General features: G+C 46.7%; 17 protein-coding genes. 9 read left to right on the top strand and 8 right to left on the bottom strand.

Translation table 11 applies throughout. From position 1 onward, the window contains the following. Positions 1–42: 42 nt before the first annotated feature. Positions 43–474: an MAPEG family protein gene (locus DYD54_RS02070; RefSeq protein WP_084260561.1), complete on the bottom strand. Its 432-nt coding sequence runs from the start codon at positions 472–474 to the stop codon at positions 43–45. Further along, entirely contained in the window at positions 471–887 is a 417-nt protein-coding gene (locus DYD54_RS02065; protein WP_063514923.1) for an OsmC family protein, read from the bottom strand. Before DYD54_RS02065 ends, DYD54_RS02070 begins: the two co-directional genes overlap by 4 nt. A 298-nt stretch (positions 888–1,185) precedes the next feature. Between DYD54_RS02065 and DYD54_RS02060 the strand changes: the two genes are divergently transcribed. The 7 genes from DYD54_RS02060 to ubiM all read left to right on the top strand — a co-directional run bounded on the left by DYD54_RS02060 (position 1,186) and on the right by ubiM (position 6,983). Then, positions 1,186–1,692 carry an RNA pyrophosphohydrolase gene (locus DYD54_RS02060; protein WP_046696116.1) on the top strand — a complete coding sequence of 169 codons (507 nt, stop codon included), beginning with the start codon at positions 1,186–1,188 and terminating at the stop codon, positions 1,690–1,692. A 133-nt stretch (positions 1,693–1,825) separates the two neighbouring features. Continuing rightward, positions 1,826–2,701, top strand: coding sequence for a prolipoprotein diacylglyceryl transferase (lgt, locus tag DYD54_RS02055; RefSeq protein WP_063513556.1), 876 nt, complete (start codon positions 1,826–1,828; stop codon positions 2,699–2,701). A gap of 9 nt (positions 2,702–2,710) precedes the next feature. Further along, entirely contained in the window at positions 2,711–3,553 is an 843-nt protein-coding gene (locus DYD54_RS02050; RefSeq protein WP_036365901.1) for a thymidylate synthase, read from the top strand. A gap of 1 nt (position 3,554) precedes the next feature. After that, complete coding sequence (locus DYD54_RS02045) at positions 3,555–4,067, top strand: dihydrofolate reductase (RefSeq protein ID WP_063513555.1); 513 nt, start codon at positions 3,555–3,557, stop codon at positions 4,065–4,067. Positions 4,068–4,172: 105 nt separating this feature from the next. After that, on the top strand, positions 4,173–5,213 hold the full coding sequence (locus DYD54_RS02040; protein WP_063513554.1) for an FAD:protein FMN transferase: 1,041 nt from the start codon (positions 4,173–4,175) through the stop codon (positions 5,211–5,213). A 115-nt stretch (positions 5,214–5,328) separates the two neighbouring features. Next, positions 5,329–5,763: a hypothetical protein gene (locus DYD54_RS02035; RefSeq protein ID WP_046696111.1), complete on the top strand. Its 435-nt coding sequence runs from the start codon at positions 5,329–5,331 to the stop codon at positions 5,761–5,763. A 29-nt stretch (positions 5,764–5,792) separates the two neighbouring features. After that, positions 5,793–6,983 (top strand): 5-demethoxyubiquinol-8 5-hydroxylase UbiM, encoded by a 1,191-nt coding sequence (gene ubiM, locus DYD54_RS02030; RefSeq protein WP_063513553.1) that lies wholly within the window; start codon positions 5,793–5,795, stop codon positions 6,981–6,983. 29 nt (positions 6,984–7,012) lie between these two features. On the opposite strand, the gene DYD54_RS02025 is transcribed toward ubiM, so the two are convergent. Continuing rightward, on the bottom strand, positions 7,013–7,639 hold the full coding sequence (locus tag DYD54_RS02025) for a DUF6198 family protein (RefSeq protein WP_063513552.1): 627 nt from the start codon (positions 7,637–7,639) through the stop codon (positions 7,013–7,015). Between the two features lie 79 nt (positions 7,640–7,718). Then, positions 7,719–9,587 carry an excinuclease ABC subunit UvrC gene (gene uvrC / locus DYD54_RS02020; RefSeq protein ID WP_063513551.1) on the bottom strand — a complete coding sequence of 623 codons (1,869 nt, stop codon included), beginning with the start codon at positions 9,585–9,587 and terminating at the stop codon, positions 7,719–7,721. Between the two features lie 133 nt (positions 9,588–9,720). Here uvrC and DYD54_RS02015 point away from each other — a divergent pair, with 133 nt between their 5' ends. Beyond that, the gene (locus DYD54_RS02015; RefSeq protein ID WP_046696107.1) at positions 9,721–10,272 is read left to right on the top strand and encodes a DUF4442 domain-containing protein; all 552 of its coding nucleotides are present in this window, start codon (positions 9,721–9,723) and stop codon (positions 10,270–10,272) included. A 73-nt stretch (positions 10,273–10,345) separates the two neighbouring features. Here the strand turns inward: DYD54_RS02015 and rplS are convergent, their stop codons facing one another. The 4 genes from rplS to rpsP all read right to left on the bottom strand — a co-directional run bounded on the left by rplS (position 10,346) and on the right by rpsP (position 12,587). Beyond that, positions 10,346–10,714, bottom strand: a complete 369-nt coding sequence (gene rplS / locus DYD54_RS02010; protein WP_036365879.1) for a 50S ribosomal protein L19 — start codon at positions 10,712–10,714, stop codon at positions 10,346–10,348. Positions 10,715–10,884: 170 nt separating this feature from the next. Further along, complete coding sequence (trmD, locus tag DYD54_RS02005) at positions 10,885–11,646, bottom strand: tRNA (guanosine(37)-N1)-methyltransferase TrmD (RefSeq protein ID WP_063513550.1); 762 nt, start codon at positions 11,644–11,646, stop codon at positions 10,885–10,887. 15 nt (positions 11,647–11,661) lie between these two features. Continuing rightward, on the bottom strand, positions 11,662–12,225 hold the full coding sequence (gene rimM, locus DYD54_RS02000) for a ribosome maturation factor RimM (RefSeq protein WP_063513549.1): 564 nt from the start codon (positions 12,223–12,225) through the stop codon (positions 11,662–11,664). A 116-nt stretch (positions 12,226–12,341) separates the two neighbouring features. Beyond that, positions 12,342–12,587, bottom strand: a complete 246-nt coding sequence (gene rpsP, locus DYD54_RS01995; RefSeq protein WP_046696103.1) for a 30S ribosomal protein S16 — start codon at positions 12,585–12,587, stop codon at positions 12,342–12,344. 258 nt (positions 12,588–12,845) lie between these two features. Between rpsP and DYD54_RS01990 the strand changes: the two genes are divergently transcribed. Then, complete coding sequence (locus DYD54_RS01990) at positions 12,846–14,252, top strand: ATP-binding protein (RefSeq protein WP_063514922.1); 1,407 nt, start codon at positions 12,846–12,848, stop codon at positions 14,250–14,252. Position 14,253 lies beyond the last annotated feature (1 nt).

Below are 14,253 nucleotides of genomic sequence, written 5' to 3'. Positions count from 1 at the left end.
AACCGCTAAATGATCTTTAGCGGTCAGCGTATTATCGGTCACTTAAACAACCAAAATCGCAAAATAAAAGAGCATCACGCAACATAATAAGCCAAGCACCCACAGCACCGAGCGCACCAACGGCATATTAAAGGCGTACGCCGCACCGTAGCCAATTCTCAGCAGTACATATAGGCACGCCAGCACATTGATCACATTCTGTGGCACAAAACAATACATCGCCACAATCACAGCCGCCAAGAAAATCGGCAACCCCTCAAAGCTGTTCTGCTGAGCAGCATTCATGCGCGCTGACAGCCCTGTCACATGGCTAAGAAACTGTCTTGGATTGGCATTATCCGACATCTTAAACCCGCCTGTCGCCTTGGCAAACATGGCAAACACAAACGGCAACAGACACGCCACCAACATCGCCTTGATGGCAATGTCCATGTCGGATGAGAAATTGGCGACGAACATCATGATGCTATTCATGACGCAACTTCGATGATTTCATAATCATGAGTGATGTTCACACCGCCATCAGCCAGCATTTTTGAGGCCGAGCAGTATTTGGTCGCAGACAGCTCGATCGCTTTGGCAACTTGTGATTCTTTGACATTCGTGCCTGACACCACAAAGTGCAAATGAATGTCAGTGAACACCGCAGGAATTGCATCGGCACGCTTGGCAGAGACTTCGCAGTGGATGTCCGCGACCGCTTGACGGGATTTTTGTAGAATGCTCACCACATCATAACTGGCACAGCCGCCCACACCCATCAAGATGAGTTCCATCGGCTTAGCACCCAATGTCTGAGCAGAATCGATGATCACCTCATGACCTGAGCCACTTTTGGCACTAAAATTAATCACGTCATTTTTTAGCCATGACACACGGGCATTCATATCAGACATACAGCACTCCAATTTATTAGATGATTATTAGGTTATTAATATAATACATGAAACCAGCTACACTATGGCGGTTTTTTGCAGGATTTTCAAGGTGTAATCAGTTGTTCGTTTCATTTTTTATGACAATAAAGCAAGCCAAAAGTTAGCGATCAACCCAAAAACCATCTAGAAACATTTTTATTCAAAAAAATATTACACTTTTTGGTGAAAATTTGTTTTAATAGTCATTAAGTTATCTGCCTATTATTTTGGGTAGAATTTTTATAAATTTTAAATAATGAGTTTAGTCATGATTGATTCAGACGGCTTTCGAGCCAACGTCGGTATCATCTTGGCAAATACACAAGGTCAAGTGCTTTGGGCAAAACGCATCGGACACGACAGCTGGCAATTTCCACAAGGGGGGATCGATTATGGCGAAACTCCACTTGATGCCATGTACCGCGAGCTATATGAAGAAGTCGGACTTTATCCACAGCACGTGGAATTGCTTGCGGTTACCAAAGATTGGTTGCGCTACCGCTTACCAAAACGTTATGTCCGCACCAACCAAGAGCCTTTGTGTATTGGGCAAAAACAAAAATGGTTTTTGCTCCGCTTGGATGAAAACAACGCCCAACACATTCGATTTGATACTTCAAAACCCGAATTTGATGAGTGGCAATGGGTCAGCTATTGGTATCCTTTAAATCAAGTCGTCGCTTTTAAGCGCGGCGTCTATCAAAAAGCATTGCAAGAGCTGATAGAACAACTCCCCCTAAAAAGCGAGCTGATTCTACCACCCTCCAAGTACTAACAAAAGTACCCAGAAAAAAGATCAAGCAGTCGCTTGGTCTTTTTTATTCACAAAAACCAACTAATAAAACTTAGATAAAAATCAAAAATTTCGCTATAATGAGCGGTTAATCATTTCAAAAATTCGGACAATCATGGCAATTATCCACCCCCAATTTAACCCTGTCGCCCTAGATTTAGGCTTTATTGAGCTGCATTGGTATGGGCTTATGTACTTGCTTGCATTCTTATTCGCATATGGCTTGGCAAGCTATCGCGCCAAAAAACGCGTCGACTTCACCCAAGAGATGGTCTCAGATTTGGTATTTTATGGGGCGCTGGGTGTGATTTTGGGCGGTCGTATCGGCTATGTGATTTTGTACAATTTTGGCGAATTTTTATCCAATCCTTCCTACCTGCTGCGCGTGTGGGAAGGCGGCATGAGCTTTCATGGTGGCTTTGTGGGCGTGCTTTTTGCTATGTATTTTTTTGGACGTAAATACAAAAAACACGCCTTTACCGTGCTGGATTTTATCGCGCCTGCCGTGCCAACGGGGCTTTTGCTTGGGCGACTGGGCAACTTCATTAATGGCGAGCTGTGGGGGCGCGTATCGCACGGCGATTATGGTCATCTGATGTATTTTCCCCAAGCAGTTCACGCCGACCATGAGCTCATCAACACCGACCCAAGCCTGCACAATATCGCGATGCAGATGGGCGATTATTTCCTACTGCCACGCCACCCAAGCCAGTTATATCAAGCACTGACCGAAGGCGCATTACTGTTCATACTGCTGTGGTGGTTTAGCACCAAGCCACGTCCGCGCTATGCTGTATCTGCGCTGTTCTTGTTGGGTTATGGTTGCAGCCGTTTTATTACCGAATTTTTCCGTCAGCCAGATGTTGGCTATGAGCTGATCTTTGGATGGATGAGCAAAGGGCAACTATACAGCTCGCCGATGATCATCGCTGGCTTGATTTTGATGGTGCTCGCCTACAAAAAGAACATCTACGATTGGCAAAAAGCCTAAGGCACGGACATGAAACAATATCTAGAATTATTACAACACATCCTAGACAAAGGACAAGACAAATCTGACCGCACCGGTACAGGCACTCGTTCGGTGTTTGGTTATCAAATGCGATTTGATTTGACGGATGGATTTCCCCTACTTACCACCAAAAAAGTACACATGAAATCCATCACGCACGAACTGTTATGGTTCATCAAAGGCGATACTCACGTCAAATATTTGCAGGATAATGGTGTAACCATTTGGGACGAGTGGGCGACCGCGGAGCAGACAGCAAGATTCGGTCGTCAAGAAGGTGATTTGGGCCCTGTTTATGGTCATCAGTGGCGTAACTTTGGGGCGACCAAAAACGCTAACGGCTCGTATCAGACAGACGGCTTTGATCAGATCAAATGGCTCATCAACGAAATCAAAACCAATCCCGACTCTCGCCGCCTCATCATCTCAGGCTGGAATCCCAATGAAGCCAGCCAAGTCGCCCTACCACCCTGTCATACGCTGTTTCAGTTCTATGTCGTGAATGACAAGCTATCCTGTCAGCTGTATCAGCGCAGTGCGGACGTGTTTCTGGGCGTGCCGTTTAATATCGCAAGCTACGCCCTATTTACCCATATGATCGCTCAAGTATGCGGGCTAGACGTGGGCGAATTTGTGTGGACGGGCGGCGATACGCATTTGTATCATAACCATTTTGAACAGGCCAAATTACAATTAACCCGCGAGCCATTGCTACTTTGTCAGCTTAAATTAAATCCTAAAATTAAGGATATTTTTGCCTTTGGTTTTGATGATATCAGCATCGAAAACTACCAATCGCATGAGCGCATCAAGGCAGACGTGGCGGTGTGATATGAATAACATCAAGATCGTCCATGTGGTCGCCAAAGACCGCCAAAACTGCATAGGCAAAGCCAACGACCTAGCTTGGCATATCCCTGCTGATTTAAAGCATTTTAAAGAGATGACCACAGGGGGCGTGATTGTCATGGGGCGAAAGACCTTTGAGTCGCTCGGTCGACCTTTGCCCAATCGCACACATCACGTCATTACACGAGATACGGCATGGACAGCAGACGGTGTGGCAGTCGCTCATGATTTGCCAACCGCTATCAAGAGTGCCAAAGCTGACGCGACGCGACTGGGCAAAGATAGAATTTTTGTTATTGGCGGAGGCGAGATTTACCGCCAAAGCCTAAGCATGGCGGATATCTTAGAAATCACCGAAGTCGATCTGGACGTGCAAGGTGACACGCATTATCCTACCATCGGCAATGAATTCAAGGAAATCTGGCGTTCAGAGCAACAAACCGATGACAAGAGCGGCATTGCTTTTGAATTCACCACTTGGCAGCGCCAATCTTAATCCATCGTTCTCATTATCAACGAACCGCTCTTTGGCGGTTTTGTTTTATCTATTCATCAAAAAATGCTAAAATAACCGACAGTTTGTTTATCATTTAGGAATGACATGCGCCACTTGCTACTTTTGCTCGCTGTACCTGCCGTTTGTTTAACCGCTTGTTCGCCAAAGAGCGATTACCAAAGCATCGAAGGCAAAACGATGGGGACAACTTATCACATCACCTTCAAAAACAACAACCAAAACAGCGCAGACATTCAAGCCGCCATTGATGCACGCCTTGAAGAAGTGAACCAAAGCATGTCCACCTACATCGAAGACAGCGCAATCTCAAAGTTTAATCAACTGCCGAGCAATCAGCCCATGTCACTGGATAAGGATTTCTTGCAAGTGCTTGGCGACAGTCGTGCCATTTATCAGGCGAGCGGTGGCAGCTTTGATCCGACGGTTTACCCTTTGGTGGAGCTGTGGGGCTTTGGTTCGAAGATGAGCGTCGAGCGACTGCAATCACCACCCACAGACAATGAAATAAACGCCATCAAAGACAAAATCGGTCTGGATAAAGTCATTCTAACCAATGACAGTATCCATAAGACACACGATGGCGTAGGTCTAGACTTCTCAGCGATCGCCAAAGGCTATGGCGTGGACACCATCGCGCGTGTCCTTACCGATGATTATCAGATTACCGATTATATGGTAGAAATTGGCGGTGAAGTCGCCACCAAAGGCGTGAATGCCAAAGGCAGTGCATGGACACTAGCCATCGATTCACCCGTGATTGACAGCTCTATTGCCAGTCGAGAGACCATCACCACCATCACCCAAAAATCAGGGCAAACCCTACACATGGCAACGTCTGGCGGCTATCGCAATTCAGTGGAATTTAACGGGGTGCGCTACAGCCACACCATCAACCCAACCACCGCAAAACCTGTGGCAGGCTCAGCACCTAGCGTCACTGTTCTGCATGACAGCACCGCACTGGCAGACGGCTGGGCAACAGCACTGACCGCCGTACCATATGACAATGCACTGCGGATGGCAAACGACCATCACATCAAAGCATTATTCATCATCGAGAATACAGATGGCAAAGGCTTTAAATTGGTCAAATCAGACGCGCTCACGAAGTTTGATGCCAAATAAATAGACCAGAAGCACAGCACTACTTCTTTTTGGTACTTTATTTGACGTGGGTTTTGTTTTACAATGCTTATGAGTAGTTATTTTAACAATCAGATTTAAAAAATAAGGATGACACATGGCGACTTTCTCACCAACCCTACAATTCTCTAAACGCTGGCTTGCCACCCCAAATGCTGTCAAGCAAGCCTTCCATCAAGAACTAGACGACATCATTCACATGCTCGGTAGCGACATCGCCGCCAAGGATTATCAGTTCACGAATAATGATTTTGGCGGCGCAGTATCTGAGCTACTAAGCACGCACCAAGGCGAATCGAAGGAGCCTATTAAATTGGTACATAGCATCGACACCACGCCACTCATCCAAGAGACTCGCGGCGAATTTAGCCCAGAAGAATTGTCTGATGTTGAAGCGCGCATCAGTGCAAAATTATCAGCGCAGTTAGATGATTTCTTGGGCGAGCACATGGTGCGCCTGTCTGATGATCTAAAGGCATGGGTAAGCACTGCGGTCAAAAACGAACTGGCAGATTATAAATCAAATCAATAAAACCAAAACAATAACACAAAGAGATCATCATGAGCCGTCATAGCGACATCATCGTCATCGGCGCAGGTCCGGCAGGGCTTGCGTTTGCCAGATATTTTAAAGACACTGACCTAAACATCACCCTCGTCGAAAAGGCAAGCCTAGACAGCATCGCAAATCCTGCCTATGATGGGCGTGAGATCGCTTTGACACACCGCTCAAAAGAAATCTTACAAAACCTAGGCGCATGGCAACGTTTCAGCACCGATGACATCTATCCATTAAGAGATGCTAAGGTGTATAGCGGCACTTCTAATTATGCTTTGCATTTTAAGGTACCAACTGACCTAAAAATACTCAGCTCATTGGACAGATTGGGCAATCTCATCTCAAACCACAACATCAGACAAGCACTGTACGATGAAGTTAAAGATCTACCCAATGTCACATTATTGACAGACAGCACCATCACATCCGTCGAAACCAACCATCAGCAAGCCATCGTTACATTAGATGGCGACTCAGCCCTAACCGCTAACCTACTCATCGGTGCAGACAGTCGCCTGTCATTCGTACGTCGCACACTTGGCATCGGGGCGGAGATGAACGATTTTGGGCGCACGGTGATTCTCTTTAGAGTCAGCCACCCTCTATCTAATGGCGCCACCGCCCAAGAATGTTTCTTCTATGGGCGCACCCTTGCCTTGTTGCCACTGCACGACAACCTAACCAACTGCGTCATCACACTGGATAACACACAGGTCGCTGAGCTACTCGCCATGACTGCTGACGAACTTGCCAAAGAAGCACAGCGCATGATGGGCGACAAGCTGGGTGAATGCACAATCGCAGGCACGGTTCACCACTACCCGCTCATGGGCGTTCATGCCAAGACGTTCATCGCAGAGCGCGCCGCACTGATTGGTGATGCCGCTGTTGGTATGCACCCTGTCACTGCACATGGCTATAACCTCGGTCTGATCAGCGTTGATATTCTAGGCAGTCTTGTTATGAATGCTCACCGCAAGAATGGCGACATCGGCAGCGCCAAGCTGCTACATACCTACAATCTACACCATCAGCGTCACACCAGACCGCTCTATCATGGCACGAATGCGATGGTATCGATGTTCACCAATGACTCAAGACCTGTGCGCATGCTGCGCGATGTCGCCCTTCGCGCCAGTAACAATTTCCCGCCGATTAAGCGCTGGATTGCTGGACAATTAACCGGCAAATAAATCAAAAACGCACCCATTGGTGCGTTTTTTTAGCTGCCGACATATCTGTCTTTACGAAAATTCATCGCCAATATCGCATTTAAAATCAGCATACCCATGATTGATAAGATGAAGGCCTGCAGATTTAGATAAAATAATGACAACAATAACACCGCCCCATCCATCACCATTAAGACTTTACCAGCTGGAATGTTATGGCGGTCTTGGATGTCTAGCGCAAGCAAATTAAAGCCACCAAGCGTCGTACGATGGCGAAATAATATCAAAAGCCCAATCCCAATCAGAATATTGGCCAAGATCACGACGTATGCGGGGCTAGGCTGTGCGACATCTATAAAATAAGGGTGTATCTCGGTTATCACAGACAGCAGCGCAACAGCTACCGCCGTGCGTACGATCATCTTACCGCCAAATCTGCGATAACCCAAATAATAAAATGGCAAATTCACCACGAAAAACCACACGCCAAAGGCAACGCCTGTCGTATGATGCAGCATCATGGATAGACCAACCGTACCGCCCAGAGCAATGGCGCTTTGCTTTAGAAGCATGATGCCAAAGCCCACAACAAACGTCCCAATCAGCACCGCAAGAAAATCTTCAAAAGGCGTATGCTGAATGCCTTTTGGCTTGGCGTGGAGTAATTTTATCGACATGACACATCAATGACTAAAAAAGCAAAATTATAACATAGTAACCATTAAGACAGTGAAGACCAATCCAACCTTATAGCCATCAATCATGCAGCGCCTTATAAATCGTACTCGCCAAGACCCTACCAATACCTTTAACACTGGCGATCTCAAGCTCGGATGCACTGATGAGCTGCTGGATACCGCCGAAGTGATTGAGTAGTTCACGCCGTCTTTTCTCGCCCAGGCCTGGGATAACTTCTAGCACTGACGACCCACGAGCTTTGTCGCGTTTTTTACGGTGATTGGTAATGGCAAAGCGGTGCGCCTCATCTCGAATATGCATGATCAGATGCAGCGCCTTAGAATCCATCGGTAGATCAATCGGCTTATGATCGATAAAGTGCAGCACCTCAAGCCCCGCCTTACGTCCTTCGCCTTTTGCCACGCTGACCAGCAGCGTATCATCTAACTTACCTAATTCGCTCAGCACTTCTTTGGCGATGTTTAATTGTCCTTTACCGCCATCGATTAACAATAAATCAGGCAATTCATGCTTGGCATATCGACGCATGAGCACCTGGCGCATGGCCGCATAGTCATCGCCGCCTGTGATGTCGTGGATGGCATATTGGCGATAATCACGCTTGCGAGAGCCGCCAGAGTCGAACACCACGCAAGATCCCACCGCCGCCTCGCCCATCGTATGGCTGATATCAAAGCACTCAATGCGATCAATGGCTCGTGGCGATACCGCCTCAAGCACTAACTTTAAGGCATTAAAGCGCGCTTTTAGTTCATAATAATCTGTCATCTTAGCCTTAAGGGCGTTGTCAGCATTTAACACCGCCAGACTTAGCCATTCACTGCGATGCTTTTGGACGCGGTGTTTGATTTGTGTTTTTTTGCCAAATTGCTCACTTAATAGCTCTGCGATGGTATCAGCATCAGGCAGATGCTCGCTAACAATGATCTCAGCGGGCAAATCATCACTCACCTGAAAATAAAAAGACAAAATAAACTCCGCCAGACGCTCAGCATTATTCTGCTCAGCAAGCACAATCTCATCGGGAAAATAATTCTTACCGCCCAGCACTTTGCCGCCGCGAACGGTCAGCACATGGATGCTCGTCACGCCCGCCTTGTGATCGACGGCAAAGACATCCGCCTCCCCCTCTAGGCGAAACACTGCTTGGCGCGCCTGCATCTCACTGACCATGGTGATTCGATCACGATAAAATGCCGCCTGCTCGAAGTTTAATTCCTCTGCTGCCTTTTCCATTTTGCTGACCAGCATTTCTTGGACTTGTGCATTCTCCCCACTTAGGAACAATAGCGCGCTATTAACATCATCCAAATACTCTTCGCGGCTAACCATACCCACACAAGGCGCCTTACATCGCTTGATCTGATATTCAAGACAAGGTCGTTTTCGCGCATTAAAATAACTGTTGGTGCAGTTTCTAATCATAAAAAGCTTCTGCATGAGCAGCAATGCTTCTTTTGCGCCTGTTGCAGATGGATACGGCCCAAAGAACCTTCCTTCGACGTGATTCCCCTTGCCTCGTCCGAATCCCAACCTTGGAAATTGATCAGTTGACATGAACACATACAGATAGGACTTATCATCACGCAGAATGATGTTATACGGTGGTTTGTGCACCTTGATGAGATTTTGCTCAAGCAGCAGTGCCTCAGTCTCACCGCGCACGATGATGATCTCGATGTCATAGATGCGCTGCACGAGCGCTCGCGTCTTGGGGTGCTCAACGGTCTTAGCGAAGTAGCTGGTGACGCGGTTTTTTAGGGATTTGGCTTTACCAACGTACAAAATCTCGCCTGACTTACCAAGCATCTTATACACCCCAGGTAGGTTCGGCAGGGATTTTAATAAGTGGTCGATGTGAGATTTTCTGTCTTTTTCAATGGATTGACCTTGGTCAAGATTGGGAGAATTTGGCGTATCATTCATGTCTGTTAAATTTATCGTCATTTAGCATTGATAATAAGGCAAATTTTAGCATTTGCAAGATGTTCGCCCACATTTATCCTTTATCAAATGACAAATCTATGGCAAAATATTCATTTTATGTTCAGAGAACGTCATGACCATTCAAAGCGCCAAAGATCGCCTTGACAAACTCATCAAAAAAGGTCGCAAAATCGCCTATCCTCAGCTCATGCCACACCTACTAAAGGCAAGGCTTGCCACCTATGCGCCGCTCGTGGGCGCAGGCATTCGCGTGGAAGTGATGGACCTTGATAACAGTCTGTGCGTCGTTAGCATGCCACTGACCAAGCTCAATCAAAACATCGTCGGCACACAGTTCGGTGGCAGCCTATTCATGATGACCGATCCGTTTTTTATGATGATGCTCATGGCGCGACTTGGTAAAGACTATGTCGTCTGGGATAAAAAATCCACCATCGACTTCATCAAAGCCGCCGATAGCAAAGTCACCGCACGCATGAAGATTGACACCGAAGAGATTAATACCATTATCAGCCTTGCCAAGTCCGGCGAACCTGTATTCCGCGACTATCAAGTAGACATCACCGACGAGCATGGCAAAATCATCGCCAAAGTTGATAAGACCTTATACATCCGCCTACGAAGCCACAGCAAATCTCATGCGCAAACCGCACGCTTTGAATAATTTTGAACAACAAAAGCGCACAAAATAAAAACCCTGTCTAATGACAGGGTTTTTTGAGATGAGAAAAGGAGAATTAAGCTTCTTTTCTTGCACCCAATTTTTCTTTGATACGTGCAGATTTACCAAAACGATCACGTAGGTAGTAAAGCTTCGCACGACGTACGTCACCACGACGCTTCACGCTGATGCTGTCGATTAGTGGTGAGTGTAGTTGGAATGCACGCTCTACACCAATACCGCTTGAGATTTTACGCACGGTGAAAGAAGAGTTCAAGCCACGGTTACGCTTAGCGATAACCACGCCTTCGAATGCCTGTAGACGCTCACGGTCGCCTTCACGAACTTTTACTTGTACCACAACAGTGTCACCTGGTGCAAAAGCTGGGTGCTCTTTAAGTTGTGAATTTTCGATGTGTTGAACTAGAGGATGTTTGTTGCTCATGGCAATCTCCAATCTAACGACATAGGCTGATACCTCCTGTATGTGTGGTTAAGAGGTCGCATATCGTAACATGATCAGCAGTGAATCACTGCAAGCCCAAACCACATGGGCAAAAACTTGACTATTTTACCAGATATTTTGTTCGCATTCAAGAACTAAAGCAGTTTTTATCACTCATCATCCAATGATTTTAGCCATTTAGCCTGTTCTTTGGTCGGGGTGAATTTCTCCCACAGATCGGGGCGACGCGCCTTGGTACGTTTTACTTGTTGGATGAATCGCCATTTTGCGATATTGGCATGATGACCTGACAGTAGCACATCTGGCACTGCCTTACCTTGAAATTCGATCGGCTTGGTATAATGCGGACAGTCAAGCAGTCCATCCACAAAGCTGTCTTCGACCGCTGACTTATCGTCACCCATCACGGCAGGAATGCGCCGAATGACGCTATCCATCAGCACCATCGCAGGCAGCTCCCCGCCTGTTAATACATAATCACCAATCGACACCTCAGCATCGACATAGCATTCCAGCAGACGCTCATCAATGCCTTCATAACGACCACACAGTAGAATCATGCCATCATAATTAGCAAACTCCACCACACTTGGCTCATCCAAAGTCTTACCTTGCGGCGACATATAGACAACAGGACAAATTGGATCATCGATGCCTTTATCCTTGAAATGGTTCTCGGCCTGCTCTTTGGCATGTAAAATCGCACGCTCCAATGGCTCTGCCATCATGACCATACCCGGTCCACCGCCAAAGGTGCGCTCATCGATGCGCTTATAATTATCCATGGTAAAATCCCGCGGATTAATCACATGAATGACAGCTTGCTGACGCATCACTGCACGCCCTGTGATGCCAAAATCACGCATCGCGCCGAACATCTCTGGCATGATACTAACAACCGCAAAAAACATACCAAACCCGATCCGCTAGTAGTCTGCACCCCATGCCACGAGCATGGTTTGTTTTTCTAGGTCCACAGCAAGCACAATCTCTTTGTGCCATGGAATCAGTCGATCCTCAGCATCAATGCTGTCTTTAGTCGCCTTGACAGAGATGATCTCGTGCGCGCCTGTCTCGAACATCTCTTTAATGATGCCAAGATTCTCGCCTTCTTCGTTAATCACAGTAAGACCGATCAAATCAGACCAATAATACTCATCTTCATCAAGACTAGGAAGATTATCTCGGTGCACCCAAACCGTTGTGCCATTCATGGTCTCAGCGACATTGCGGTCAAGAACCTCAGCAAAACTCGCCACCAAGCCTGCGCCCTGCTCTCGCCAATTCGTCACCGTCAGCGGCTTAAATCCAGTCGCTGTCTTCATCCACCAAGGCTTCATGGCAAAAACATCAGCGCGATTGTCCGTCTCGCTGAATACCCAAAGCCAGCCTTTGATGCCATAAGGCTTCTTCAGGGTGGCGATTTTGATTAATTCATCAGCATTGGGTGTTTGTACATCGCGGCGTAAATTTGGCTTCGTGGTGATCATATCTTCATCATCTAAAAACGGATAAAATAAAAATCGGCTTGCGAAGAAGTTCTATGAACAACACAAACCGATTTTTTGTTTTAACTTTTGGCGTGCATCAAAGCCACCAATAAGTATTAAGCAGCTTGCTTAGCTTTTACTAGCTGAGCTACACGATCAGAAGGCTGTGCACCTTTAGCGATCCATGCATTGTAAGTATCTAGGTCAATGCGGAAAGTCTCTTCTTGGCCACGCGCTAGTGGGTTAAAGAAACCGATTTTTTCGATGTGGCGACCGTCGCGTGCAGCACGCTTGTCAGCAACAACTACTTGATAGAAAGGACGTTTTTTTGCGCCGCCACGGGCTAGACGAATAACAACCATGATAACTCTCTTTAAAAAATTAAGTAAAAAAGTTTGTTGCAAGAATTAGGTTAATAATCCTGTCGTCCGAGTTGAGGATGAGCCGATGACAAAACAGAACCATTAAAAAGACTTCAATTATACCAAAATTTGCTCGCCTTTCAAAGTAAAATCTAAAAAATATCGTATTTTTGGCAAATTTTTATCAACATTTCGAAAAGTCGCGAAGCTGTGATACAATTTTCCACATCATAACCTCAATGAATGCCAGAGCAGCCCATGAGTCATCGCCTAAGCCATTTTTTTGCCCATTTGCGCCATCGCCTATATTCTAACACTTGGCAGACGATCTTGGTGGTGATTTTTATCGTATTTGCCAGTGTTTGGCTGTCGGTATGGCTGTTTTGGCGCAGTCTGTATCTACCTGAATTAAAGAACCACGCAAGTTATCTGGCCAGTGAAATTAGGCTCATGGACAGTGCCAGCACCACTTGGCAAGATGATCCTAAGATGATGGCGTGGCTGATTGATAACAGTCATGTTGAGATCATCGATGATTCCAAGCGGTTTCCTGATGTGACCGATAAATTCTTCGTAAGCGACTTAACTGACATATTGGCAAGCGAGATCGGGCGTGAGCTTGGGCGTGAAGTTAAGGTGTTTTTTAAATTCAAGCCAGAACCCAAATTATGGGTACAAGACAGCAAATACCCCAACAGATGGCTGCGCGAGCCTGTGACTTACTATTCTCAGTACAGCACGGGCGTGTTGGCAGGTTTTGCCTTTGGATTGCCGTTCATCACTTTATTAACCATCTGGATGCTGGTGCGCGGATTAAATCGCCCACTTAAAAAACTAGAACGCGCCGCCACAGACTACATTCAACAAGGACACGCCACCACGCTCGCCACCAACAAGGGTCCGCGAGAGATTCGCCAAGTTAATACCGCTTTTAACCGCTTATTCACCACCCTAAACCAAGCCCAAAAGGAACGAACCATCATGCTAGCAGGCATCAGTCATGACCTGCGCACGCCCTTGACCAGAATGCGTCTGACGGCGGAGATGCTGCCCGATGAGTTTTTCCGCGAAGGCATAGTTTATGATATTGAGGACATGGATGCCATCTTGGAGCAGTTCATTTCATTCATGAAGGATGGCTCAGACGAACCTGTACGCTTGACAAATCTAGACACGATTTTTAAGGAAATTATGGTGCAGTTTACCGATACGCGCTTTATCTATGAAAGTGATGTCAGCCACGATGTGCCTGTTCGCCCGCTGTCAATCAAGCGCCTCATCATCAATCTGGTGAATAACGCCATTCGTTATGGTCGTGAGCCTATTCATATTGGTGCATCGATCCTACCGCCTGCCACTGATGAGGATGCTGGTCTGGAGCTCACTGATCCGCATGCCAAATTCCCCAAGCTCATCATTCATGTCAAAGACGAGGGCGAAGGTGTGGCCGATGATCAGCTAGAGCGCATCATGCAGCCATTTGAGCGCGGAGAGACAGCACGCACCACTCAAGGCAGCGGGTTAGGTCTTGCCATCGTCAATCGAATCACACGCTTACACCAAGGCGAGGTCGAAGCGATGAATCATCCTGAGGGAGGACTATATGTCTGCATCAAAATCCCACTCATCACTCAAGTCGTTATCAATGACGATACCGAAGAATAGC

Origin of the sequence: Moraxella ovis (genome assembly GCF_900453105.1) — a bacterium.
In the GTDB taxonomy this organism is placed as follows: Bacteria; Pseudomonadota; Gammaproteobacteria; order Pseudomonadales; family Moraxellaceae; genus Moraxella; species Moraxella ovis.
This window is presented reverse-complemented; position numbering and strand designations above follow the sequence as displayed.